Below are 24,582 nucleotides of genomic sequence, written 5' to 3'. Positions count from 1 at the left end.
TTTGACATCCAGGAGCGTCGCACAAATTTCTTCGGCACGCCGAATTTCGGTTGTGGCCTGCGGTAGGTTCACCGGCATGGGGTCACAGGCGCGTGCTGCGCAGGTCGAAGAGGTCATCCGCCGGCTGGAAGCTCACTACGTCTTTCCGGACGTCGCCGCGAAACTGGAGAAGGTGCTTCGCGCGCGTCTCGACGAAGGCGCGTACGCCGACCTCGGTGACCCGGAATTCGCGGCCCTCGTCACAACCGACCTGCAGTCGGTGAACGACGACAAGCACCTGCGGCTGCGCCACCACGTCGATCCCGTCGCCGTGGACGGTGACGCGGAACACGCGTCCGAGCACTTCCGGCGCGCGGGCGAGCTGGAGAACTTCGGGGTCGCGGCGGTGCGGCGGCTGCCGGGCAACGTCGGCTACCTCGACACGACCATGCTCTACCCGATCGACCTCGCGGCTCCGGCCTTCTCGGCGGCGATGACGCTGGTCGCGCCGGCCGACGCGCTGCTGATCGACGTCCGGCGCAACCGCGGGGGCGACCCGGAGACCAGCGCGTTCCTGCAGAGCTACCTCGTCGACGAGCGGACCCACTACCTCGACTTCTACGAGCGCGACGGCGACCGCGTCACCCAGATGTGGACACTGCCGTACGTCCCCGGCCCGAAGTTCGGCGGCACCAAGCCGATCTGGGTGCTCACCGGCCCGGTCACGTTCTCCGGTGGCGAGGACCTGGCCTTCTCGTTGCAGCGGCAGGGCCGCGCGAAGACCGTCGGCGAAGGGACGCGGGGCGGCGCGCACCCCTGCGACCGGTACAAAGTGGACACCTACCTGGACGTGACGGTCCCGATCGCCCGTTCGTACGACCCGGAAACGGGAGAGAACTGGGAGGGCGTCGGCGTGGCGCCGGACATCGCGGTCGCCGCGGACCAGGCGTTCGACACGGCGTACGCGCTGGCCCTGCGGCACGTGCTCGAGCTGGGCGAAGAGGGCCCGCGGCGGGGCGTGGCGGACGAGGCGCGGCAGGCGCTCGACCAGCTGTAGGACGTTGGTCCCGCCGCGAACGGGACCAGTTGATCTGGCTGCCCTCACCCGGCCCGGAGCACGCTGGAGGGCGTGGAGGTCCTTGAGCTAGCGCGGTGGCAGTTCGGCATCACCACCGTCTACCACTTCCTGATGGTCCCGCTGACCATCGGGCTGTCGATCCTGGTCGCGGCGGTGCAGACCCGCTGGGTCCGCACCGGCGAGCTGCGGCACCTGAAGATGACCAAGTTCTGGGGCAAGCTGCTGCTGGTCAACTTCGCCATGGGCGTGGTGACCGGGATCGTGCAGGAGTTCCAGTTCGGGATGAACTGGAGTGCGTACTCCCGCTTCGTCGGCGACGTCTTCGGCGCGCCGCTGGCGATGGAAGGGCTCGTCGCGTTCTTCGTCGAGTCGACGTTCCTCGGTCTGTGGATCTTCGGCTGGGACCGGCTGCCGAAGAAGGTCCACCTGGCCTGCGCGTGGGCGTTTTCGCTGGCCACGATGGCTTCGGCGTACTTCATCCTGGCCGCCAACTCGTGGATGCAGCACCCGGTGGGCGTGACGTTCGAGAACGGCAAGCCGACCATGAACTCGATCTGGGCGGTGCTGACGAACAACACGGCGCTGGCCGCGATCCCGCACACCCTCGCCGGGGCGTTCTCGGTGGCGGCGGCGTTCCTGGTCGGCATCGGGGGCTGGCACCTCTGGCGGCGCCGCGGTCACGCGGACGTGTGGCGCGCGTCGGTGCGCCTCGGCGGCTGGGTCGGCGTGGCCGCGTTCGCGGTCCTCGCGTTCACCGGCGACGCGCAGGGCAAGCTGATGTTCGAGCAGCAGCCGATGAAGATGGCGTCGGCGGAAGCGCTGTGCCACACGGAACAGCCGGCCAGCTTCTCGATCATCGCGATCGGCGACGTCTCCGGCGCGAACTGCGAGGACGTGAAGACGTTCAACGTGCCCGCGCTGCTGTCGTTCCTGGCCCACAACGACTTCTCGACCGAAGTCGAGGGCGTCGAGAATCTGGTGACCGAGTACCAGGCCAGGTACGGCACGAACTACCCGGACGACCCGGCCCTGGGTTCGCTGGCGGGCAAGCCGATCGACTACGTGCCCAACCTGCCGGTGACGTACTGGGGCTTCCGCATGATGATCGGCTTCGGCGCGGTCTCGGCCGGCATCGGCGTCCTGGCCCTCTGGCTGACCCGCCGCGACCGCATCCCGGGCAGCCGCTGGTTCCCGTGGCTGGTCCTCGGCGGCGTCGCGACGCCGTTCCTGGGCAACAGTGCGGGCTGGATCTTCACGGAGATGGGCCGTCAGCCGTTCGTGGTGGCGCCCAACCCGTCCGGCGTCGACGGGGTCTGGATGTTCACGGCCCAGGCCGTGTCGAAGGTGACGACCGGCGAGGTGTGGACGTCCCTGATCGCGCTGACCCTGGTGTACGCGGCGCTCGGCGTGGTGGAGCTGTACCTGATGCGCAAGTACATCCGCGGCGGCGTCGAAGCGGTGATGCCCCCGGAGAAGCAGGACTCGGACAAGCCGGACGGCGACGCGCTCGCCTTCGCGTACTGAGGTGTTGACGATGAGTGCCGACGAACTCACTCTCCCGAGTTACCCACAGCCCCTCTGTGGACAACTCGCCCCGTTGTGGATAACTCACGGCCACGGGTCGCGCGGAGGTGCCCGATGACGCTCGAAATCGCTTGGTTCGTCGTCATCGCCTTCTTCTGGCTCGGCTACCTGTTCCTCGAGGGCTTCGACTTCGGCGTCGGCATGCTGCTGCCGGTGCTCGCGCGGGACAACACCGAACGCCGGGTCATGGTCAACACCATCGGGCCGGTCTGGGACGGCAACGAGGTCTGGCTCATCGTCGCCGGCGGGGCCATGTTCGCCGCGTTCCCCGCCTGGTACGCGGGATTGTTCTCGGCCGCCTACCTGCCGCTGTTGCTGGTGCTGCTCGCCCTCATCGGCCGCGGCGTCGCCTTCGAGTACCGCGGCAAGGTCGACTCCGAGCGCTGGCGACGCAACTGGGACCGCGTCATCGTGGCCGGCTCGTGGATCCCGCCGCTGGGCGTCGGGCTCATCCTCGCGACGACGGTCCTCGGGCTGCCGCTGGACGCCGACGGCAACCGCGCCGGCTCCGCGTTCGCCGCGGTCCGCTGGGACACGCTGCTCGGCGCGGTCGCCATCGCCGCCTTCTCGATCACGCACGGCGCCGCGTTCCTCGCCCTGAAAACCAGCGGTGAGCTGCGCGAACGCGCTCGATTGCTGGCGCTCAGGCTGCTGCCGGTGGCGATGGTGCCGATGGTCGCGTTCCTCGCGGTCGTGCAGTGGCGCGCGGGGACGCTGTGGACGCTGCTCGCGTTCGGGATCAGCGCCACCGCGGCGGCCGTCGCCTGGCTGCGCCTGCGCGCCGACCGCGACGGGCAGGCGTTCGCCGCACTCGGTGTGGTCATCGCCGGGGCGGCGGTGGTCATGTTCGGCTCGCTCTTCCCGAACGTCCTGCCGTCGACTCTCGACGCGGCCAACACGCTGACCATCGAGGGCGCCGCGTCGAGCCCGTACACGCTGACGGTGATGACGTGGGTCGCGGTCTTCGGCGCCCCCGCGGTGCTGGTCTACCAGGGCTGGACGTACTGGGTGTTCCGCCGGCGCATCGGCGTTCAGCACATCCCGGCGGTCCACGCGCCATGACGAAACGGTTTTTCGGGGGTTCCGGGTGGCGGAGCCCCCGGCCCGGGGCGCAGCCCCGGTTGTCACAGCTTCCCGGGCGCGCTCCCCTTTCCGCCTCGGAGTCCAAAGTGGACTCGGTGCGGCCGGGAAAGGGTCCGCTCGGCGCGCTGCCGGCCTTGGTGCCGGCCGTGCGCCGAGCGCTGGCCCTGGTGGGGTTCCTGTCCTTCCTCCACGCCGCCGCCCTGGTGGCGCAGGCGTTCCTGCTCGCCGACGTCCTCGCGGCGATCGTCGGAGCAGGTGCCGGGGGACGCACCGCCCAGCTGGCCGCGCTGCTCGCGCTCGTCGCGACGCGCGCGTTGACCGGCTGGGCGGTGCGCACGGTCTCCGCCCGGGCGGCGTCGACCGCCCAGCGCGAGTTGCGCGCCAAAGCCGTCGACCACGCGCTGCGCCTGGGCCCGGAGTGGATCGCCCGGCGCGGCCACGGCGAGCTGACCGCGCTCACCACCCGCGGCCTCGACGCACTCGACGCCTACTTTCGCGAATACCTTCCGGCGCTGGTGACCGCGGCCGTCGTGCCGCTCGGCGCCGGCGCGGCGATCCTGTTCGCCGACTGGCCGTCCGGCGTGATCGTCGCGCTGACCGTGCCGCTGCTGCCGATGTTCGCCATCCTCGTCGGCAAGTACACGGCCGACCGGGTCGCCGGCGCGACCGACGCGACGCACCGGATGTCCGAACGGCTTCTGGAACTCGTGCGCGTGCTGCCGGTGCTGACCGCGTTCCGCCGGGCGGCCGCGCAGGGCGAGACCGTGCGGCGGCTGTCCGAAAGCCACCGCCGCGCCACGCTCAAGACGTTGAAGGTGGCGTTTTCCTCGGCGTTCGTGCTCGAACTGGTCGCGACGCTGTCGGTGGCGCTGGTCGCGGTGGTGATCGGCGTCCGGCTCGCCGGCGGTCACCTGCCGCTGGCCATCGGCCTCGGCGTGCTGATCCTGGCGCCGGAGTGCTACCAGCCGCTGCGCGCGGTCGGCGCCGCGTTCCACGCCAGCGAGGACGGCGTCGAAGCGGTCCGGCGCGTCGCCGACCTGCTGGCGCTGCCGGTCCCTGCGGCGGGGACGGCGGTCGTGTCGCGGGGCGAGCTGCGCGTGTCGTCGTTGCGCGTCGCGCGGCGCGGCGGGTTCGCGCCCGACGGCGAGTCGTTCACGGTCCGGCCGGGCGAGACGGTCTGGCTCCGCGCGCCGAGCGGCGGCGGCAAGTCCACGACGCTCTCGGCGCTGCTCGGTTTCGTACCGGCCCACGACGGCGCGATCACGATTGGTTCGGCGAACCTCGCCGACGCCGACCTCGAGCGTTGGCGCGAACAGGTCGCGTGGGTGCCGCAGTCGCCGGTGTTCACCGGCGGCACGGTCCGCGACGAGGTGGGCGCCTCGGGCGAGGTGCTCGCCGAACTCGGCTTGGCGGGCCTCGCCGACCGGCCGGTTTCGCAGCTGTCGCTGGGGCAGCGTCAGCGTGTCGCCGTCGCGCGGGCGTTGGTGCGGGCGCGGCAGGGCGCGTGGTTGCTCCTGCTCGACGAGCCGACGGCCCACCTGGACGAGGCCAGCGCGCGCCTGGTGCTCGACGCGGTGCAGCGCGCGGTCGACAACGGCGCCGCGGCGGTCATCGCGGCCCACGAGCGCACGGCGGCTGTCGACATATCGCCTGGGTTCCCGGTGGCCACCGAAGTGTCCAAAGTGGACTCCGAGGCTGCGCCGCTGGGTTGGCGTGCGCTCCTCGACGGACGGCTGTTCGGCGGCGCCGCGCTGGGTGCGCTGGCGCTGCTGGCCGGGGTGGCGCTGACGGCGACGTCGGGCTGGCTCATCGCCAAGGCGTCCCAGCAGCCGCCGATCCTGACCCTGACGGTCGCGGTGGTGGGCGTGCGGGCGTTCGGCCTGGGCCGCGCCGGGCTGCGGTACGTCGAGCGGCTGGTCACGCACGACGCCGCGTTCCGCATCGCGGGCCGCGTCCGGGTGCGGCTGTGGAATTCGCTGGTCCGCCTCGGGCCGGCGCGGAGCCTGCACGCGGGCGAGGGCCAACGGCGCCTGGTCGCCGACGTCGACACGGTGCGCGACCTGCTGCCGCGGGTGGTGTCGCCACCGCTGGTGGTGACCCTGGTGGCGGCGGGCGCGATCACCGTCCAGACGGCGGTGCTCCCGGCGGCGGGCTGGACACTGGCGGCGGCGGTGGTGGTGGCGCTGTGCGCGCCATGGCTGGCGTTGCGAGCGGAGCGCCGGGCGACGACGGCCCTGGCGGCGGGCCGTCGCGAGGTGGCGGAGCGGGTGCTGGTCCTGTTCGAAGCGGCGGCCGAGCTACTGGCATTCGGCAGGGCGGCGGCCCACCGCCGCACCCTCACGGACGCGGACACGCGCCTATCGGCCCAAGCCCGCCGGCAGGCATTCGGTTCGGGCGCGGCAGAAGCGCTGGTGACAGTGGCGTGCGGAGCGGCGGCGGTGGTGAGCACGGCATTGGCGGCCCAGGCGGTGACGGCCGGCCGGCTCGACCCGGTGCTGGCGCCCCTGCTGGCGTTGGTACCGCTGGCACTGGCGGAGGTTTTGGCGCTGCTGCCCCCGGTGGCCCAGCATTGGGACACCCTGCAGCGCGCCCGCCGGCGCCTCGCGGACGTACCGGAGTCGGGTCGGGGTGCCGGCCTTGACTTGCCCGGCGGCCCGGAGCTGTCCCCTGCGGCTCGGAGTGGTGGTGGCGCCGAGCTGCGGGGTGCCGATCTTGGCTGGCCGGGTGGGCCGGTGGTTCTGCACGGTGTCGACGTGGAGCTGGCGCCCGGGACCTATGCGGCCGTGGTGGGGCCGAGCGGGGCCGGGAAGTCCACGCTCGTTGCCGCCTTGCTGGGGTTTCTTGCGCCGCGCAGGGGAGTTGTCGGGGTGCCGGCCGGGGTTGCGTGGGCTCCTCAGGAGCCGATGCTCGCCGCGACGACCGTGGCCGAGAACCTTCGCCTTGCCGACCCGACTGCGAGCGCGGGGGAGCTGCGGGCGGTGTTGGACAGCGTGGCGTTGACCGACGTCTCGCTCGAGACGGTGCTTGGCAGCGGCGGGAGCGGGCTGTCCGGAGGCCAGGCCCAGCGGGTCGCGTTGGCGCGGGCGCTGCTTGGGGCGCCGTCCGCGGGGCTTGTGCTGCTGGACGAGCCCACCGCGCACCTGGATGAGGGGACGGCTCGGGTTGTCCGGGCGAACTTGCGGGAGGCGCTGGCGGGCCGCACGGTGGTGCACGTGACTCATCGGGCGGACGAAGCGGACGGAGCGGACGTGGTTCTCGAGGTCCGCGACGGCCGGATCGTGACCCGGGTGCCGGTCAAGTGATCGAACCCTGCGGTGTCCTTGCCGTGCCGCCACCGCGCCGCGCGATAATGACGGAACTCATGGATCCGACGCTTGCCGCGCGGGCACTGTCCGCAGCCACCGAGATCACCAGCACCGCCCTGTCCGGCGACGACCCGGGAGCGGTGCTGGACACGGTCGTCGCCCGGGCCGCCGAGCTGGCGGACGCCGACCTGGGGCTGGCCATGGTCAGCACAGAAGACGGCCGCGTGGTGGTGGAGGCTGCTCACTACGCCACGGCGCACCCCGACCTGGGCCAGGTCCCGCCAGCGGGCGAAGCGAGCCCTGAGCCGGACGCAGAAGGTGGGCAGCCGACCGCCGTCGCCGGGGAGTCGCTTCGCGGGCTCTCGCTTCCCGCCGACTCTGCGGCCGGGCGAGTTGCTCGTGGTGGTGAGCCCGTGGCCAGTGCCGACTTCACCGTCGATCCGCGTACCGCGCCCTACGTGCCCGCCGAGCTTCATGGCTATGGGCCTTTTGCGGCCGCGCCTTTTGGGTCCGGTGGCCGCGTTCTCGGGTCGCTGACCGTCTACCGGAAGCGGGGGCGGGAACCCTTCTCCGCCGGGACCGTCGAGATGCTCGTCGCCTTTGCCGCCCAGGCCGGGGTCGTGCTCGCGCTCGCCGAAGGGGCCAATGCGCGGCATCGGGTCGCCCTGTACGAGGAGCGGGAACGCATCGCTCGCGAGCTCCACGACGTCATCGTGCAGCGGCTTTACGGCGCCGGGATGCAGCTGGACCGGGTCCGGCGGAACATGCGCAAGCGGTTCGCCCAGGCCGACGGGGTGCGGCTGTCCGACGCCATCGACCAGCTCGACCAGACCATCGAGGAAATCCGCGGGACCGTGCGCGCGCTGCGGTCGCCGGAGCCTCGCCACGACACCGGCACGCCCACCGACCTCGCCGAGTCGGCGCGCGGCGAGGTTCGCATCGCCGGCGAGCTGCTCGGCTACCCACCGACCCTGGAGCTGTCCGGCGAGTTCGCCGACATCCCCGCGGAACGCGCCGACCACATCCGGGCCGCGCTGCGTGAAGCACTGTCCAATGTGGTCCGGCACTCCGGCGCCAGCGAAACCCGCGTGACGCTGACCAGGGACTCCGGCGGTGTCAAACTCCGCGTCCGGGACAACGGTTCCGGGGTACCCCAAGGCGTCGCCACCCGTGGGCTGCGCCACCTCGCCGAACGCGCGGACGCCGCGGGCGGGAAGTTCTTCCTGAACTCCTCACCCAGCCTCGGCACGCTCGTCGCGTTCGACCTGCCTCTCGACTGACCGGTACTCATCCTTCTCGGGTCATCCAGCCTCCCTTCCACGCCCTCGTCATGATCTTACCGATTCCTCGAACATATATTCGACTCACGTTCGAGTGAATCTGGGCGCGAAAACCCGCCGATCGACGTGGCGGACCGTGACCGGATGGGGGAAAGGACGCAGCGAACGGCGGATTGCGGACGCGGCCGCCGCGGGCAGTTACTTCTCGCGCCGCGCGATCCAGGCCGCCGCCTGCGTGCGGCGCTGCATGCCGAGCTTCGCCAGCACCGACGTGACGTAGTTCTTGACCGTCTTCTCCGCCAGGAACAGCCGCTCGGCGATCTCGCGGTTCGACAGCCCCTGGCCGATCAGCTCGAGCACGTCGCGCTCGCGTTCGGTCAGCGTCGCCAGCTCGTCCGTCGGCGGGTGGCGCATCTTGTCCAGCACCCGCGCGGTGCTCACCGGGTCCAGCAGCGACCGGCCGGCCGCGACCTCGCGGACCGCGTTCACCACGTCCTGCCCGCGCACCTGCTTCAGCAGGTAGCCCGCCGCGCCGGCCATGATCGCGCCGACCATCGCCTCTTCGTCGTCGAACGCGGTCAGCATCAGGCAGGCCGGCGGGTTCGGCTTCGACCGCAGTTCGCGGCAGAGCGTGATGCCGTCGCCGTCGCCGAGGCGGACGTCGACCACCGCCACCTCCGGCTCGACGTGCATCGCCATCGCCAAGGCCTCTTCGACGGAGCTCGCCTCGGCGACGACCTCGATGTCGGGCTCGTCGCCGAGGAGGTCGCGGAGCCCGCGGCGGACCAGTTCGTGGTCGTCGACGAGCAGTACCTGGATCGGCATACCCCGAGGCTACGGGGTGTGCGGACGCCGTGGTGACGGCCGGTCGGCGCCGTCACACGTGAAATACCTCAAAAGTGTGACCGCGAAAGCCGTAACATTCCGGCCGGTATGCATTCCCGACCGGTGAATCCGCAGGTCGCGGCGGAATAGGCGAAGAATCACGGGACGCGCCGATCCTGGTGGACACCTGGCGTTTCCGAAATTCCGGAAACGTCCGTAACGACGCCGCCGAGGCGGCGATAGTAACGACACATTCGCCGCCGATTCCGTTCGGAAGGAATTCCGTTGTCCCTGTTTCGCCGTGCCCTGACGACGGCCGCCGCCGTCGCCGGGCTCGCTCTCTTCGGCCCCGTCCCCTTCGCATCCGCCCAGCTCGCGCCGCCGCTCACCGGCGACAAAAACTGCTCAGACTTCCAGTACCAGGAAGAAGCCCAGGCGGTCCTCGAAGCGACACCAGGTGACCCCAACGGCCTGGACCGCGACAAGAACGGCATCGCCTGCGAAGCACTCCCGCACCGCCCGCAACAGCAGAGCACAACCACCACGTCGACGCCGAAACAGCGCACGCAGACCGCGCCGAAGACGGCCGCGAAAAAACCCGCCACCAGCGGCCAGGTGAAGGTCAAGCCGGTCGGCGGCGTCGCCACCGGCGGCGGTGAGCCGGCGGACGACGTCCCCGGCGTCCTGGTGCTCGGCGGCACGCTGCTCGCCGCGACGGCGTCCGGCGGCATGGTGCTCTACCTGCGCCGGCGCCCGAGTTGAGGCACCCGCGCCTGTGGCCCGCGGTCACGGCGGTCGTCGCGGCACTGGGCGTGGTCCTGGCCGTGGCCCTCGTCCTCGTCCTGGCCCCGAAGGCCCCGGAGGAGATCGCCCCGCCGGGCCCGGCCGCCACGAACCCGCCGGGCACCGCCAGCCTCGCGCACCCCACGGCAACGGCCGCCGACGGCCTCCCCGCGGCGAAACCGGCGTTCCTGACCATCCCGGCGATCGGCGTGCGGGCCGACGGGATCACGGACCTCGGGCTGACCCCGGACGGCGCGCTCGAAGTCCCGGGCGACGCCACGACGGTCGGCTGGTTCACCGGCGCGCCGTCGCCCGGGGAGACCGGTCCGGCGGTGCTGGCCGCGCACGTCGACTACAGGCACGTGCCGGGCGCGTTCTCCCGCCTCAAGGAGCTGCGTCCCGGCGAGCAGGCCGAGGTCGGCCGCGCGGACGGCCGGATCGCCGTCTTCACCGTCTACCGCGTCGACCGCTACGCGAAGGCCGCGTTCCCGACCGACCAGGTGTACGGCGACACGCCGGACGCCGAACTGCGGCTCATCACCTGCGGCGGGGCGTTCGACCGGGCGAGCGGCAACTACCTCGACAACGTCGTGGCCTACGCCAGGCTGACCGCCGTCGAAACCTGAGCCAGCTCGATCCCCGTCAGCTCGAGCCGGCGGTAGGTGCGCTCGCCCAGCGACCAGACGTCCAGGACGTCGCCGTCGAGCTCGGGGTGGGCGACGACGAGGTGCTCGCCGCGGTACGCGATGCCCACCGGCAGCCCGGCTTCGAGCTGCCAGCAGAGCTGTTGCTGCTTCGGCGTGAGCCGGCCCGCGTAGCGGTCGCTCATCGCGCGGGCGAGCTGGCCGCGCAGCACGGCCGGGCCGGTCGCCGGGGCGGCCAGCAGCCGCGCGGCGTGGCCGGCCGGGTCGGGGACGGCCTGTTCACCGGGTTCGGGATCACGGACGGCTGCCGTCGGCTCGGCCTGGTCGCGGGCGGGCAGCGCGATGGTGCCGTCCGCGGTGTGGCGCGTCGGGGCGTAACCGGCTTCGCGCAACGCTTCCAGCGTGCCGGCGGCGTCCACTGTGGATGTCAAGACGGTCGGCGCGACCGCGCGCAGGCCGAGTTTGGCGAGCTTGCGGTGCGCGGCGAGCTCGGCCAGCACGGCGGGTTCGCCGACGACGACGCTGGCGACGTCGAGCACCTGCGCCTCGCCGTGCCGCCGCGCGACGTCGTTCACCAGGTACACCAGCGGCTGCGGCAGGTCGCCCGCCGCGATCGAGCGCAGGTCCGCGAGCAGGACGGCGGCCGTCGCGCCCTGGTCGAACGCCCGCCGCACGGACGCCGGGGAGAACCGCCAGCTGGTCGCCGTGCCCTGGGCTTCCCGGTCGGCGACGCGATCCAGCAGCGCGGCGAGCCGGGCGTCGGGCGAGCCGGGCACGATCGCGGTCAGGTCCGTGCCGAACAACGCCGTCGTCCGCGCCCGGGCGACGAGTTCGTCGGTGACCGCGACCAAGCCGTCCGGCCCGAGCAGGGCCCGGCCGGCCGCCGTCGCCGCGCCGTGCGCGACGACGCCGAGCAGTTCGCCCTGCTCCAGGGCGATCCGGACGTGGTCGGCGAAGTCTTCGGCCGGCAGCATCGGCGCGTGCCACCGGGCGAGCTCGGTGAACGCGGCGGCGTCGGTGATCGCGTCGCCGGGGGCCAGGCGCGCCGGCAGCCGCACGACCAGCCGCCGCACCAGCGCCTCGATGTCGACCTCGAACTCCGGTGGCGCCGGGTCCCACCAGGTCGTCAGCAGCAGCCGGTACAGCAACGCGGGTGCCGGCCGGGCCAGCCCGGGGTCCGGCGCGAGCGTGGGCGGCGGCGCCTTCTGACCGCGGCGCGGCACCGGCGGCTCGTCGGCCAGCAGCAGCCCGGCCTGCGTCGCGAGGTCGATGGCCAGCGCGATCTCGGAAGGCGTGCCCCCGGTGTCCTTGGCGACCTTCTTGATCAGCCGGGATCCGATCGTGCCGTCCTTGAGCAGCGGCAACGGTTCGGCGGCGGCCAGGTCGAGGATCGCCGACACGCGGTCGAGCAGCCGCAGCGCGGCGGCCGACGACGCGGACTCCACCGCGTCGGCCCCGAGGTGGGTGACGGCGTACTCGGGCTCGACCGGCGTGAACGGCAGCTGGTGACCCGGGCCGCGTAGGGCGAGCGATACCTCGATCGGCATCGCGATCGTGCCGTAGTACGTGCTGATCAGGAAACCGTGGTCGAACGCCCAGCTCGCCGGGGCCAGCCCCTGGACCTCGGGCACGCCGTCGGCCATGTCCTGCACCAGTTTCCGGCTCTCGGCGGGCGCGGTGGCGAACAGTTCGCGGACGCGGTCGCCGTCGCGGAAGAACTCCACCAGCCCGAGCAGGAGCTGCGGTTTCCGTTCGGTGTCGGGCAGGCCCAGCGCTCGCGACAGCTCCGCCAGCCGGGCCGTGCCGAGCTCTTCGAGCAGGTCGGCGACGGGCCGCCCGAGTCCTTCGGCGCCGAAGCCGGTGCGCCGCAACAGTTCCGGCAGGACGACGCCGTCGTCGTCGCGCCACAGCAGGGCGCGTTCGGCCAGTTCGTCCACAAGGGACACCACGGACCCGGTGCCGAGCAGGTGGGCGACCTCGTCGAGGGGGGCCGGCCGGAGCCCGAGCGCGTAACACACCTGGACGGCGCGGATGACCTGCGCCGGCGGCGTGGGCAACGCGAGCAGGGCGGCGTCGACGGAACCGGCGGACGCGAGCCGGGCCGCGACGACGTCGAGCCGCCGCGGCCACGGTTCTTCGAGGACGTCCGGCCGATGGGCCAGTACCTTCGCCAGTGCGTCCTCGTCCAGGCTCCGGAGCCGGCCGAGCAGTTCGTCGGCGGTGGTCATCGGCTCAGGTTAGATCACCTTTCGCAGGCGACGCCGTCGCCGTCGCGGTCGAGTGCGGGCCGGTAGCCCGGTTCGCCGCGGTGCAGCGGGGCGGCGCCGGCGGCCTTCGCCGCGGAGCAGTTCGCGTAGTAGGCGCTGTGGTCCGGTTCCGGGGCGGGCGCGTCCTCGGTGGTCCGCACGACGGGCGGCGGCTTGGGCGCCGCCTTCGTCGCCGGGGCCGGGGCCTGCGTCGGGGCCTGCGTCGGCTTCGGTGCCGGAGGAACCACCGGCGCCGGCGCGTCGATCGTCCCCTTGCACGGCGGCCCCCACAGCCCGCTGACGGCTTGCTTCGCCGCGGTTTCGACGTCGGCGAGTGCGGGCAACGCGGCCGTTGCGGCGTACTTGAGATATCCCTGCTGAATCGCCGTCGTCGCGTAGTCCTGGCCGTCGGCGAGCGTCAGCGCGATGCCCTGCGCTGTTTCCGCGCCGAGCTTGACGGCTTTGCCGGAAAGCGCCGTGGTGGCCCAGCCGAGCGATTCCGCGGCGTAGCAGCCGGTGCCGGCCGCAGGCGCGGTGACGCCGAGGACGTGCACGGTTCTGCTGCTTCCGTCGCTGCCGTTGACCACGACGGTCGCGCCGTCGGTGACGCCGGCGACGGTGTAGGTGACGACGACCGGCGTCGGCGTCGGTGTCGCGGAAGTGCTGGTGGACGGGGGTGCCGACGACGCCGGCGCGGCGGCGGTGGTGAGCTTCGGCTCGGGGGCCTTCCCGAAGACGGCACCGAGCACGAACAGGACCGCGAACGCGGCCAGGACGATCTTCAGCCAGTTCGGAAAACGCTTCTTCGGCTGCATGCGGGATTTCCTCGTTCCTGGATCGCGACGTGCTGACGGTGTACTCGGGAAATCTGCCGCCGTTGTTACGCGCCGGGCCGTGATCGACCACCAGTCGTTATCCGGCGGATTGTTGCCGTCACGATCACGTCACGAATCACCGTTGCGCGCCGAAAAGCTGTCACAACTCCCGGGCCGGCAGCGACCTGCGGACGTGATCGAATCCCTCCCGTTGCTCGGCGCCGGCGGCCACCCGGCGCACGGCATCGACTTCACCGCCGTGGACGTCCGGACGACCGGCCTGCGCCCCGGGCGCGTCGTCGAGCTCGCCGCGGTGCGGGTCCGCGCCGACGGTTCGTTCGTCGGCGAGCTGTCGACGCTGGTCAACCCCGGACCGGGCGTCCCGCCCGGCCCCGCGCCCGTGCACGGCATCACGCGCGGCGAACTCGACGACGCGCCGTCGTTCGGCGAAGTGCTGGGGCCGCTGCTCGACCTGTGTGCGGGCAGCGTGCTCGTGGCGCACGACCCGGCGTTCGTGAGCGCGTTCCTCGACCGCGAGATCGGGTCGCTCGGCGTCCGGTTGCCGGCCCTGCCGGGTGTTTCGACGCTGGCGGCCGCGCGGTCGGTGGTGCGGCTGCCGAACTACCGGCCGGCCACCGTGGCGCACGCGCTCGGCGTGCCCACCCGGCCCGGGCCGACGGCGTTGTCCGGCGCGCGGGCGGTCGCCCAGCTGGTGACCGGGCTGTTCGGGCGGTACGGCCTGACGTTCGCGTCCCCGCCGGTGCTGCCCGTCCTGCCGCGGTTCGCCGAGGGCCGGCTGCTCCCGCGCGCCGAGACGGGGCCGGCCGAGCCGGGGTGGATGGCCGAGGCCGTCGAGCGGATCACCGCCGACGACGCCTACCTGGACCTGCTCGCCGGGGTGATCGCCGACCAGCACCTCACGCACGACGAGGTGGCGGCGCTGGCCGCGTTGGCGAGCGAGGCCGGGTTGTCCGAGGCGCACGTGCGGGCGACGCACGAGCAGCTGGTGGCGGCGCTGCGCGAGATCGCGGAGCGGGACGGCGTGGTGACTGCGGAGGAGGCGCGCGAGCTGCGGCAGGTGGCGACGGCGCTCGGCGTCGGCCCCGCCGGTGACCTGCGGCCGTCGGTGGGCGGGAAGGCGACGCGGGTGCTGGTGCTGGGCACGACGGTCGAGGCGGACCGGCTGCGGGCGCGGGTCCTCGAGGAGGGCGTCCAGCTGGCGAAGAAGCTGACCGGAAGCGTCACCCACCTGGTGGCTGACCCGTCCGTGCCTGCGAACGAGCCACGGCTGGCCCGGGCGGCCGAGCTGGGCGCGGCGGTGCTCGACGTGCGGGCGGCGCCGGTGGCGCTGGGTTTCGAGGCGCCGCCTGTGTCGCAGGCGGTGGTGTCCGCGCCGGCTTCGAAGCGGGCCGGCGGGCGGATTTTGATGGGCATCGGCCTGGCCTTGATGTTCATCGTGGTTCTGGCGATGTTCGGCGGGACGCCGCTGGCGGTGGGGATCTTCGTGGGCGCGCTCGGAGTTGGTGCGCTGCTCGGCGGGTGGTGGCTGGCCGCGCCCGTGCCGCAGTAGCCCGAGATCGAGAAATCTTGCTCACGGCAGGCGAATCGGTCGCCGGTGAGCGGCTCGCCGCCTACCTGCCCACCTGCGTGGCGGGTGAGGCGGTCCGGTTCACTGGGTGGCATGGCTATTCCGGAGCTCGCGCTGCGGCAGATCGAACGCTGGTGCACGCAGCGCGTCCCCGAGCACCTGCAGGACCGGGTGCGGGTCGAGTGCCGGACGCGGGGTCGTGTGGTGACCATCGTCGAACGGCGGGCGCCGCAGGAGGGGCCCGAGTGGAGCGAACAGAAGGTCGCGCAGCTGCGGCTCGACGAGTTCGGGATCTGGTCCGTGTGGTGGGCCGACCGGAACGGGCGGTGGCTGAGCTACCCCGACGCGCCCGTGGCCAGCACGCCGCCCGCGTTGCTCGACGAGATCGACCGGAACCCCGGCGGCGTCTTCTGGGGCTAGGCCGGCTAGGCCGGCGGCGGGAAGCGCACCTCGTTGCGGTCGATCTTCGCGTGCGCGGCGGCGGCCAGGTCGATGCCGAGGCGGTCCGCCAGCTGCAGCAGGTACAGCGTCACGTCCGCGATCTCGTCCAGCACGTTCGCCGCCAGCGCCGGGTCCTCGCGCCACGCGTCCGACTCCTCCGGCGTCAGCCACTGGAACAGCGAGATCAGCTCGCCCACCTCGCCGGAAAGCGCCATCACGAGGTTTTTCGGGGTGTGGTACGGCTCCCAGGCGCGGGCCGCCGCGAAGCCGCGTAGCCGCTGGGTCACGTCGTCGAAGGTCACGGCGTGATTGTCCTCGATGGTCACGGTGCGCTAACGGCCGTATGGCGGACTGGCGTTGACCGGTGAATCTCTCACTCAATAGGTTGAACTTCGTCGGGATGCTTGCGGGGTCCAAGGCCGGGAAAGGAACGTCTTGAAGTACCTGCGATCCGTCCGCGGCCGCATGCTGGGCATCGCCTTCGTCCCCGGCGGCGCGCTCGTCCTGGTGGCCATCGTGATCGCCGTTTTCCTGGTCCACCAGGCGGTTCGCACCCGCGACCTGGCGATGGAGACGGCGTCCGCCGCGGACCGGACGGCCCGGGCGGTGGTCGCGCTCCAGGGGCAGCGCAGCGCGGCGATGGCTTCGCCCGAACGGCGGAGCGCCGCGTACACGAGTTACACGGTGCGGATCGAGTCCGCCATCGCGGGTTTGCGCGAGTACGCGCGCCACGCGCCGGACGCCGAGTCCGCCTACCAGCAGACGACCGCCGTCGAGCTGCTTTCCGTGGCCGAGGGGATGGATCGCTCCGATTCCCTCGCCTTGGCCGGCCTCGACAACGTGACGCGCGGGTCGTTCACCTCCGCCGTCGCCGCCTACCGGGCCGAACTGGCCCGGGTCGTGCCGCAGCTCACCGAGAGTGGCCGGATGGCGTACGAGTCGCTCACCCGTAGCGCCGATTGGAGCAGGCTGGCGGCGGCCGAGAACGCTTTCACCGCGGCCGAGCCGCTGCCCGTGCCCGAATCCACGTGGCGCAGCTCCGCCTACGCCGTGTCCGAGCAGCTGTGCATGCTCTACGCGCAGCAGAGCCAGTACGCGGTCCAGCTGACCCTCGACGACGGCCGACGCACCCTGGCCGGCGCCCTTGCCGCCGGGACGGCGCTGCTGCTGTTCGCCGGGCTCCTGCTGGTGGTCGTGCGGCGGCTGGTCGCGCGGGTGCCGGTGCCGGTCGTCCCGATCATGGTGCCCACCGTCGGCGCGGCCATCCCGCGGCCCCGCCACGCACGGTCACGACGACCCGGCCTGCCGGAGCCGTGGCCGCTGAAAGCCGTGCTCGACGACCTGCGCCGCCCGTGAGAGGCTCACCGAGAGTCACGGATTACTCCGAAAAGAGCACGCGGTTGGCCCACACGCGCGCTGGTGGCCGTCGGGCACACTGGTGCCCGTGAGTCCCCCCTCGGATCTTCGCCCCTACCTGCGCACATTGGACGCGGAGACGCTGGCGGACCTGCTGCACGCCCAAGCCGAGCGCGATCCCGAGCTGCGGCACTCCCTCGAACTGCGCGCGGCCACCCAATCCGGGGACGTCAGCGAGGCGCACCGGCTGCTGGACACCGCGGTCACCGACGGGAACGTCGAGTACACCGCGAAGATCGGCGCGGTCCTCGACACGCTGCAGCGGATGCTCGACGCCGGCAGCCGCGCCGACCTGGCCCCGCTGGCCCGGCGCACGGTCGACGACATCGGCGAGGTGCTGGAGCAGTCGGGCGACTACGCCGGCGACCTCGCCGACCGGCTGGACCGCGCGGTCGAGCTGTACGCCCGCGCCTGCGCCGCCCGGCCGCCGGACCCGGAGAAACTGGCCGACTGGATCCTCGAGGTCGAGTTCGACGGCCCCGGCCGGCCGGTGATCGACCTCGCCGAGTTCGCCACGGCGCTGGGCGAGCCGGGGCTGCGGCGGATCAAGTCCACTGTGGACGACGTGCTGGCGGCGAACGGGCCGGGACACCGCCGTGACGTGGCCGAACGGCTGCGTGAGCAGCTGGCCGAGGTGCTCGGCGACGTCGACGAGCTGGTGGCGATCCTGTCGGCCAAGCCGCCGCGGGTGGACGTCAGCCTCAAGATCGTCCGGGTGCTGCGGGCCGCCGGGCGGCACAGCGAGGCCATCGCGCACGCCGCCCGCGCGCTCACCCACGACAAGCAGCCGCCGGCACCGGAGCCGGAAAGCGATACCTCCCGCCGGCGCAAGGAGTTCGACGCCGAGCCGGGTCGCGAGACGTTCGCCGCCCTGCGCGACGCCGCGACGGCCGAAGGGAAGTGGACGCTGCAGCGCCGGGAAGCGCTCGCCGGCCTGCGCGAACGCGCCGCCGAGGGTGCCGAGCGAGCCGACGAGCTGGTCCGGGTCCTGCTCGACGACGGCCGTCCCGACGAAGCCTGGCGGGCCTGCGTGCGGTTCGGGGCGTCCGCGGAGCTCAAGCTAGAACTGGCGGAGCGGCGCGCGGCCGAGCACCCGGCGGAGACGATCCCGGTGTTCCGCGACCACGTCGACGAGCTCATCGAACGCAAGGACCCACAGGCCTACCAGGAAGCCGCGCGCCGGCTGAAGCTGTTGCGCACCTTGCACAAGCGGGCCGGGACGCCGGACGAATTCACCGCTCACCTGGCCGCGCTGGTGGAAAACCACCGGCGGAAAACCCGGTTGATCACGGAAATCCGGGCCGCCCGGATCGCCTTGCCAAAAGCCGTAACCTCCCCCCGCACCCCTCGTTGACCCGGGAGAACCGGTGATTCACGTGCACCGGGACATCGTGAGCGCGCCAAGGCGTCGCGGTGGCCCAGTTCCGCCGTCCGGCTCGGCGCCTCCCCGCCGGGCAAGCGGCGGGACCCGCGCCAGGGCCACCGCGACCCGCTCGCGGTGAAGTGAAAGCATGAAGCCATGAGCCCGGTCAGTCGCGCCCGCAAGAAGGCACCGCAGCCCGTCACGCACAGCGTGACCGGCCTGTTCAAGGACGTCCTGAACGACTTCTCGGCGCTGGGCGCCGACCCCGCGCCGGTCGACGTCGAGCTGCTGGCCTCCGAGGTGCTGGGCCAGTTCCACGACCTGCCCGTCGAGGACGGCGAGGAACCGCTCGGCCTGGAGCTCATCGCCTTCGCACAGCGCAAGATCACGCCGGGTGCCGCCGCGGTGCTGGCCGCGCTGAAGGTCGTCGCCGAGACCGACGTCGAGCGCAAGGCCGCCGACGCCGGCCTGCAGGTCGTCCTCGGCCGCGGCATCCCCCAGCCCACCTGGGCCGGCGGGCTGGGCCGGGTCACCGCCGGCGAGTGCTGGCGCACCGGCGACGTCTTCGGCGACGAGTCGTCCCTGCTCTGCGTCTTCTCGCACGGCGACCAGGCGTACGGCCTGCTCGCGCTGCTCGACTACACCGAGGGCGGCCGCGTGCGCGACCTCGTCGTGATCGACGGGCCGGCCGATGTCATCGGCGAGATGCGGGAGCAGTCCGACGCCGACCCCGAGCTGGTCGTCTTCGAGGCCGTCGACCCGGCCGAGGCCCACCGCCTGATCGCGGACGGCCTCGCCGCCACCGACCACCTCGACGAGGCCGACGTCAGCGAGGACTACGCGCGCTTCCACGCCGTCGCGCTGACCTGGTGCCGCGCGCTTCCCGAGCCCGCGCTGGTGCCCGAGGTGGCCGAGTGGTCCGAGGCCGAACGCGCCGCCGTCGTCGAGCAGTTCGTCGCGGCGAGCGGGGAGGAGGCCGGCGCCGCCCGCGCGATCGGCGCCCTGCTGCTCGAACACGGCCTGCGGACGGACCCGGGCAACCCGCTGCGCGTCGGGCCGGAGAAGATCGCGCGCTTCCTCGAGGGTCTCCTGGGCGGGGAGTACGAGCTCGACGCCGACCACGAGGACGCCGTGGAGCCGGTCGTGCTGGCCTGGGTGCAGTGGACGGGCGAGCGGGCGCACCTGACCGAGACCGCGATCGCCGCCCTCGACGAGGCCGTCCAGGACTACCTGAGCGAGTACGCCGACGAGGACGACTCCCCGCTGGAGCGCTACTTCGCCGACACCAGCGAGCTGTCGCCGACCGAACTGGCCGACGCGCTGGAGCGCCGGATGTTCGCCGTGCCGACGCTGACCACCGAAATCGACGAGGAAGAGGTCGACCTCGACCCCAACGACCCGGAGCAGCGCCGGGCGCTGGTCATCGCCGAGGCCGACGAGGACGAGGAAGAGCAGCGGCTGATCCTGCGCGCGACCATCGTCGACCAGCTGTGGGACAACGAGCCCGCCGACGTCTGGCTGGCCGCCGAGCGCCTGCAGGAGGGCGAGCTGGACCGCGACGAGATCTTCGAGCAGCTGATCGACGCGCTGGAAAACAGCCTGCTGGACGCGGAAAGCCTCGAATACGACGCCGACGCCTACCTCGAGGCGCTGGCCGGGCTCTGACGAATCAGGGGAGGGGGCCTGCCGGTTCGGCGGGCTTGCCCTTGCGGCGGCGCTCCTGCAGCCGGTCGTCGAAGTCGACGACGAACGTTCCGGCGGCCATCGCGATCAGCAGGGCCAGACCGAGCACCGCACCGACCCACGTGAGGATCATCGCGAACATCGTGGGCCTCCTCCCCAGCTCAGAGCCGTTTTCTTGACTCCTTCAGGGTCGCTTTCGCGGCGGACGCCCGGTATCGGCCAACCGGTTACGCCTGAACGGGCCGCCTCGGCCGATCGGCCGGATTCCGGCGCGGAGAGTCGCCGAGCCGCAACGAATCGTGGCCGCGCGCTCGCTCACCGTGGAAATGCGCGGCATGTGGGTGACAGGCCGCGTGACCAGCCCGCCGACCGGCGTCAGAGCTTGCGCAGGCGCACCCGGTTGATGGCGTGGTCGCAGTCCTTGCGCAGCACCAGCGTCGCCCGCGGCCGGGTCGGCTTGATGTTCTCCATCAGGTTCGGCTCGTTGATCGAGTGCCACAGGTGCCGCGCCTCGGCGCGGGCCTCGTCGTCGGGCAGGCCGGCGAAGTGGTGGAAGTGCGACGCCGGGTCCGCGAACGCGGTGTGCCGCAGCTCCAGGAACCGCTCGACGTACCAGCGCTGGATGTCGTCGGTGTGCGCATCGACGTAGATCGAGAAGTCGAACAGGTCGGACACCATCAGCCGCGGGCCCGGCTGCAGCACGTTCAGGCCCTCGACGATCAGGATGTCCGGCTGCTGCACGACCTGCTCCTGGCCGGGCAGGATGTCGTAGGCCAGGTGCGAGTACACCGGCGCGGCGACGCGCTCGGCACCCGATTTGACCTCCGTGACGAACCGCAGCAGCGCGCGGCGGTCGTAGCTCTCCGGGAAGCCCTTGCGGTGCATGATCCCGCGCCGCATCAGCTCGGCGCGCGGGTACAGGAAGCCGTCGGTGGTGACCAGGTCGACGCGCGGGTGGTCCGGCCAGCGGGCGAGCAGCGTGCGCAGGATGCGGGCGGTGGTCGACTTGCCGACCGCCACGCTCCCGGCGATGCCGATCACGAACGGGACCTTCGTGCCGCGGGAGTCGTCACCGAGGAACGTCGTGGTCGCTTCGTAGAGCCGCTGGCGCGCAGCGACCTGGAGGTTGATCAGGCGGGAGAGCGGCAGGTAGACGTCGGCCACCTCGGCCAGGTCGACCTGCTCGCCGAGACCGCGCAGCCGCAGCAGCTCGGCCGCGGTCAGCGGCAGCGGAGTCGAACTCCGCAGTTCTTTCCATTGTTCCCGGTGCAGCTCGACATACGGGCTGAGTTCGCGGACCCGGGTCATCGCACACTCCTCCGGCCGTCGCCTGCACTGGCGGACGTTCACCTGCCTGTCAACGGTAGGGCTTGCGGCCGGTTAAAGCGCTGTGATGAAGTCCACCTCCCATCAGGGGGTGATCACTGAGGGTGACGGCTTCCGAAGACCTCGTCCCAGGCCGCCGCGACCTGCCGGGCGCACGTCGCGGGGTCGACGCCGCCGACGCCGGTGCCGAGCCCCGGCATCGCGATCGTGTCGATGGACTCCCGCACCGGGCCGTGGTCGAGCCGGCCGTCGCGCCACGTCAGGAAGACCGCGCGGGCGGCGAGGTAGGGGTGGACGGTGTCGGCGGGCAGCCGCTCGCCGGGCTCCCGCATGGTCGGCGCGCTGATCAACCACGCCGGCTCGGCCTCGCCCGTCGGCACCACCACGGCGTCGCCGATCGGCAGCTCACCGCCGTGGAAGGCCAGGACAGCGCTGCGGACGCCCTGCTCCACGCCGGGGAACGCCCGCGCGTAGACGGCGTCGATCCCGCCGCGCATCCAGCCGTAGGAGTTGGCCGGGCTCACCACCGCCTGGGCGACGACGTCGAGCACCGAGCCGCGGTGCACCCGGACCCGGCCGGCCAGCTTTTCCGCAGCGGCGGTCCAGGCCTCGGCGAGGGGGGCATCGACGGCGCACAGCACCAGCTCCGGTGCGCGAGGGGCGATCGGCGGCTGCGTGCCCTCACGTCCGGTGTGCGTGCCCGATTCGGCGGTCACGCCTTCAGCATCGCAAAAAATGCCACCCGGCGTAACCGGTTCCCGTACCGGCTGTCCGAGTGAATGTCGCCACGGCCGGGCCCCGTAGCCTGGGGCCTGTGTCACGGATCGCATACTTCGGCCCCCGAGGGACCTTCACCGAACAGGCCGCGCGGGTGCTCGCCGCCGCCGGCGAAGAACTGATCCCGGTCGAAACCGTCCGGCTCGCGATGACGGCCGTCCGCGAAGGCCGGGCGGACGCGGCGTGCGTCCCCATCGAGAACTCGGTCGAAGGCGTGGTGCCCACCACGCTCGACGCGCTCAGCGAGTCGACCCCGCTGGTCGCCGTGGCCGAGACCATCCTGCCGATCCACTTCAGCGTGCTGACCCGGCCCGGGACGGCGGAGATCCGGACCGTCGCCAGCCACCCGCACGCGCTGGCCCAGGTCCGCGAGTGGCTCGAAGTGAACCTGCCGGGCGCGCACCCGGTCGCCTCGTCGTCGACGTCCGCCGCCGCGGTCGGCGTGCTGGAGGGCGACTTCGACGCGGCGGTCTGCGCCCCGGTCGCGAACGAGCACTACGGCCTCGAGGTGCTGGCCACCGAGGTCGCCGACGTCACCGACGCGGCCACGCGGTTCCTGCTGGTCCGCGCGCCGGGGGAGCTGCCGGAGCCGACCGGCGCGGACCGGACGTCCGTGGTCGCCGCGGCCGCGAACCGCACCGGCACGCTGGCCGAGCTGCTCACCGAGCTGGCCAGCCGCGGCATCAACCTGACCCGGCTCGACGCCCGGCCGACCCGCAACAACTTCGGCGAGTACCGCTTCTTCATCGACTTCGAGGGGCACGTGGCCGAGCCGCGGGTCCTCGACGCGCTGACGGCGTTGCGCCGGCACTGCCGCCACCTGCGGTTCCTCGGCTCGCACCCGCGCGCCGACGGGACCCGCACCACGATCGAGCCCGGCTTCGGCAACGACGACTTCGTCGAAGCCGCCGTGTGGGCCGACGCGGTGCGCAAGGGAGACCAGGCGTGAGGCTGCTGCTCATCCGCCACGGCCAGACCGACGGCAACGTCCGCGGCGCGCTCGACACCGCGCTGCCCGGCCCGCCGCTGACCGACCTCGGCCGCGCGCAGGCCGACGACCTCGCGGCGCGGCTGTCGGGCGAGCCGATCATCGCCGTCTACGCGTCGCAGGCGACCCGCGCCCAGCAGACCGCGTCGCCGCTGGCCGCGCGGTTCTCGATGGACGTCCAGATCGTCGACGGCGTGCACGAGGTCGTCGCCGGGGACCTGGAGGGCGCGACCGACCACGAGTCGATCCGCACCTACATGGAGACGGTCCGGCGCTGGACGCTCGGCGAGCTGACGCCGTCGCTGCCCGGCGGAGAGAGCGGCACGAGCGTGCGGACGCGGATGCTGGACGCCGTCGGCCGGCTGCGCGCGAAGCACGAGCAGGCCGACCCGGACGGAGTGATCGCCCTGGTCAGCCACGGTGGCGCGATCCGGCTGGCCGGCGAATGGCTGGCCCCGAACGTGCACGCGGACGTGGCCAACGCGGCGCTGATCCCGAACACCGGCCTGGTGGAGCTGGACGCCCGGCCGGAGGGTCAATGGCGCTGCCTGACCTGGGTCGACACCCCGCTCTGATCGTCACGAAAGTGTGATCCCGTCACGTTTAGAACACGTTTGGTGGGGAATTTACGAGTTCGAACCAACCCGCCCCGCGATTCGCACGTCTACCCCGTAGCACCACATCAGGGAGGCGATTGACATGGCTCGGACCAAGCTCACCCGGTTGTTCCCGGTCGTCGCGGCTTCGGCGGGCGTCCTCGCGCTTGCCGCCTGCGGCAGTGGCGGCACCACGCCGGCGGCAAGCAGCTCGACGCCGTCCTCGGCGTCGCCCACCGCCACCACCACGGTCACCACGGCCACCTCGAGCCCGGCGAGCTCGGCCCCGGCCGCGCCGCCGGTCGCCCAGCCCGCGGACAACGGGCTCTGCAAGGCCGGCGACGTCAAGCTGTCGCTCGGCCAGGGCGACGCCGGCGCCGGATCGCGGTACCGGCCCCTGCTCATCACGAACTCCAGCGCGAAGCCGTGCACCATCCAGGGCTTCCCCGGCGTGTCCTACGTGGCCGGCACCGACGGGCACCAGGTCGGCAAGGACGCGTTCCGCGAGGGCGGCAAGGGCAACGCCGTCAAGCTGAACCCCGGCCAGACCGCGGCCGCCGACATCCAGTTCGTCAACGTGGGCAACTTCGACCCGGGCGCCTGCCAGCCGACGCAGGTCAAGGGCCTGCGGATCTACCTGCCGCAGGAGACCGCGTCGAACTTCGTGCCGGACGAGGGCACGGGCTGCGCCGGCACGAAGATCCCGGGCAACCAGCTCGCGGTGAAGACGGTCCACCCGGCCTAACCCCGGACCCCGCCCCACCACCACCCTCAACGGACGG

22 protein-coding genes are annotated in these 24,582 nt (G+C 72.5%); 15 read left to right on the top strand and 7 right to left on the bottom strand.

Going from position 1 to position 24,582, the window contains the following annotated elements; all coding sequences use genetic code 11:
* The first annotated feature begins 76 nt into the window (after positions 1 to 76).
* The 5 genes from C2L59_RS41745 (at position 77) to C2L59_RS41725 (ending at position 8,309) form a co-directional block, all read left to right on the top strand.
* Entirely contained in the window at positions 77 to 1,036 is a 960-nt protein-coding gene (locus C2L59_RS41745; RefSeq protein ID WP_103355110.1) for a S41 family peptidase, read from the top strand.
* A gap of 72 nt (positions 1,037 to 1,108) precedes the next feature.
* Positions 1,109 to 2,581 carry a cytochrome ubiquinol oxidase subunit I gene (locus tag C2L59_RS41740; RefSeq protein WP_103355109.1) on the top strand — a complete coding sequence of 491 codons (1,473 nt, stop codon included), beginning with the start codon at positions 1,109 to 1,111 and terminating at the stop codon, positions 2,579 to 2,581.
* 114 nt (positions 2,582 to 2,695) lie between these two features.
* On the top strand, positions 2,696 to 3,703 hold the full coding sequence (gene cydB / locus C2L59_RS41735; protein WP_103355108.1) for a cytochrome d ubiquinol oxidase subunit II: 1,008 nt from the start codon (positions 2,696 to 2,698) through the stop codon (positions 3,701 to 3,703).
* A gap of 107 nt (positions 3,704 to 3,810) precedes the next feature.
* Positions 3,811 to 7,026 (top strand): thiol reductant ABC exporter subunit CydD, encoded by a 3,216-nt coding sequence (cydD, locus tag C2L59_RS41730; RefSeq protein ID WP_103355107.1) that lies wholly within the window; start codon positions 3,811 to 3,813, stop codon positions 7,024 to 7,026.
* A gap of 59 nt (positions 7,027 to 7,085) precedes the next feature.
* The gene (locus C2L59_RS41725) at positions 7,086 to 8,309 is read left to right on the top strand and encodes a GAF domain-containing sensor histidine kinase (RefSeq protein WP_103355134.1); all 1,224 of its coding nucleotides are present in this window, start codon (positions 7,086 to 7,088) and stop codon (positions 8,307 to 8,309) included.
* A 198-nt stretch (positions 8,310 to 8,507) separates the two neighbouring features.
* Here C2L59_RS41725 and C2L59_RS41720 read toward each other — a convergent pair whose 3' ends face one another.
* Positions 8,508 to 9,134, bottom strand: coding sequence for a response regulator transcription factor (locus C2L59_RS41720; protein WP_103355106.1), 627 nt, complete (start codon positions 9,132 to 9,134; stop codon positions 8,508 to 8,510).
* A 285-nt stretch (positions 9,135 to 9,419) separates the two neighbouring features.
* Here C2L59_RS41720 and C2L59_RS41715 point away from each other — a divergent pair, with 285 nt between their 5' ends.
* Together C2L59_RS41715 and C2L59_RS41710 are read left to right on the top strand one after the other, a co-directional pair.
* On the top strand, positions 9,420 to 9,896 hold the full coding sequence (locus tag C2L59_RS41715) for an excalibur calcium-binding domain-containing protein (RefSeq protein ID WP_103355105.1): 477 nt from the start codon (positions 9,420 to 9,422) through the stop codon (positions 9,894 to 9,896).
* On the top strand, positions 9,893 to 10,543 hold the full coding sequence (locus C2L59_RS41710; RefSeq protein ID WP_103355104.1) for a class F sortase: 651 nt from the start codon (positions 9,893 to 9,895) through the stop codon (positions 10,541 to 10,543). Before C2L59_RS41715 ends, C2L59_RS41710 begins: the two co-directional genes overlap by 4 nt.
* Here the strand turns inward: C2L59_RS41710 and C2L59_RS41705 are convergent.
* Positions 10,513 to 12,789 carry a helicase-associated domain-containing protein gene (locus C2L59_RS41705; protein ID WP_103355103.1) on the bottom strand — a complete coding sequence of 759 codons (2,277 nt, stop codon included), beginning with the start codon at positions 12,787 to 12,789 and terminating at the stop codon, positions 10,513 to 10,515. The genes C2L59_RS41710 and C2L59_RS41705 overlap by 31 nt on opposite strands.
* 14 nt (positions 12,790 to 12,803) lie before the next feature.
* Positions 12,804 to 13,622 carry a thermonuclease family protein gene (locus C2L59_RS41700; protein ID WP_103355102.1) on the bottom strand — a complete coding sequence of 273 codons (819 nt, stop codon included), beginning with the start codon at positions 13,620 to 13,622 and terminating at the stop codon, positions 12,804 to 12,806.
* Positions 13,623 to 13,815: 193 nt separating this feature from the next.
* Between C2L59_RS41700 and C2L59_RS41695 the strand changes: the two genes are divergently transcribed.
* Together C2L59_RS41695 and C2L59_RS41690 are read left to right on the top strand one after the other, a co-directional pair.
* Positions 13,816 to 15,192: a 3'-5' exonuclease gene (locus tag C2L59_RS41695; RefSeq protein ID WP_103355101.1), complete on the top strand. Its 1,377-nt coding sequence runs from the start codon at positions 13,816 to 13,818 to the stop codon at positions 15,190 to 15,192.
* A 111-nt stretch (positions 15,193 to 15,303) separates the two neighbouring features.
* Positions 15,304 to 15,630: a DUF3024 domain-containing protein gene (locus tag C2L59_RS41690; protein WP_103355100.1), complete on the top strand. Its 327-nt coding sequence runs from the start codon at positions 15,304 to 15,306 to the stop codon at positions 15,628 to 15,630.
* Positions 15,631 to 15,635: 5 nt separating this feature from the next.
* On the opposite strand, the gene C2L59_RS41685 is transcribed toward C2L59_RS41690, so the two are convergent.
* Positions 15,636 to 15,953, bottom strand: coding sequence for a nucleotide pyrophosphohydrolase (locus tag C2L59_RS41685; RefSeq protein ID WP_103355133.1), 318 nt, complete (start codon positions 15,951 to 15,953; stop codon positions 15,636 to 15,638).
* Positions 15,954 to 16,086: 133 nt separating this feature from the next.
* On the opposite strand from C2L59_RS41685, the gene C2L59_RS41680 reads away from it, so the two are divergent.
* The 3 genes from C2L59_RS41680 (at position 16,087) to C2L59_RS41670 (ending at position 20,095) form a co-directional block, all read left to right on the top strand.
* Entirely contained in the window at positions 16,087 to 17,007 is a 921-nt protein-coding gene (locus tag C2L59_RS41680) for a nitrate- and nitrite sensing domain-containing protein (RefSeq protein ID WP_103355099.1), read from the top strand.
* Positions 17,008 to 17,095: 88 nt separating this feature from the next.
* Positions 17,096 to 18,421 carry a hypothetical protein gene (locus C2L59_RS41675; protein ID WP_370444826.1) on the top strand — a complete coding sequence of 442 codons (1,326 nt, stop codon included), beginning with the start codon at positions 17,096 to 17,098 and terminating at the stop codon, positions 18,419 to 18,421.
* A gap of 165 nt (positions 18,422 to 18,586) precedes the next feature.
* The gene (locus C2L59_RS41670) at positions 18,587 to 20,095 is read left to right on the top strand and encodes a hypothetical protein (protein ID WP_103355097.1); all 1,509 of its coding nucleotides are present in this window, start codon (positions 18,587 to 18,589) and stop codon (positions 20,093 to 20,095) included.
* 4 nt (positions 20,096 to 20,099) lie between these two features.
* Here C2L59_RS41670 and C2L59_RS48360 read toward each other — a convergent pair whose 3' ends face one another.
* From C2L59_RS48360 to C2L59_RS41660, 3 genes are all read right to left on the bottom strand, one after another.
* On the bottom strand, positions 20,100 to 20,255 hold the full coding sequence (locus tag C2L59_RS48360) for a hypothetical protein (protein ID WP_199199626.1): 156 nt from the start codon (positions 20,253 to 20,255) through the stop codon (positions 20,100 to 20,102).
* Positions 20,256 to 20,488: 233 nt separating this feature from the next.
* Positions 20,489 to 21,421 (bottom strand): type I pantothenate kinase, encoded by a 933-nt coding sequence (gene coaA, locus C2L59_RS41665; RefSeq protein WP_103341605.1) that lies wholly within the window; start codon positions 21,419 to 21,421, stop codon positions 20,489 to 20,491.
* A 113-nt stretch (positions 21,422 to 21,534) separates the two neighbouring features.
* On the bottom strand, positions 21,535 to 22,155 hold the full coding sequence (locus C2L59_RS41660) for a macro domain-containing protein (protein WP_103355096.1): 621 nt from the start codon (positions 22,153 to 22,155) through the stop codon (positions 21,535 to 21,537).
* A gap of 98 nt (positions 22,156 to 22,253) precedes the next feature.
* Here C2L59_RS41660 and pheA point away from each other — a divergent pair, with 98 nt between their 5' ends.
* The 3 genes from pheA (at position 22,254) to C2L59_RS41645 (ending at position 24,545) form a co-directional block, all read left to right on the top strand.
* The gene (gene pheA, locus C2L59_RS41655) at positions 22,254 to 23,165 is read left to right on the top strand and encodes a prephenate dehydratase (protein ID WP_103355095.1); all 912 of its coding nucleotides are present in this window, start codon (positions 22,254 to 22,256) and stop codon (positions 23,163 to 23,165) included.
* Positions 23,162 to 23,779 carry a histidine phosphatase family protein gene (locus C2L59_RS41650; RefSeq protein ID WP_103355094.1) on the top strand — a complete coding sequence of 206 codons (618 nt, stop codon included), beginning with the start codon at positions 23,162 to 23,164 and terminating at the stop codon, positions 23,777 to 23,779. Before pheA ends, C2L59_RS41650 begins: the two co-directional genes overlap by 4 nt.
* Positions 23,780 to 23,903: 124 nt before the next feature.
* Complete coding sequence (locus tag C2L59_RS41645) at positions 23,904 to 24,545, top strand: DUF4232 domain-containing protein (RefSeq protein WP_370444825.1); 642 nt, start codon at positions 23,904 to 23,906, stop codon at positions 24,543 to 24,545.
* Positions 24,546 to 24,582 lie beyond the last annotated feature (37 nt).

It is taken from the genome of Amycolatopsis sp. CA-128772 (genome assembly GCF_002904295.1).
Lineage (GTDB): Bacteria > Actinomycetota > Actinomycetes > Mycobacteriales > Pseudonocardiaceae > Amycolatopsis.
This window is presented reverse-complemented; position numbering and strand designations above follow the sequence as displayed.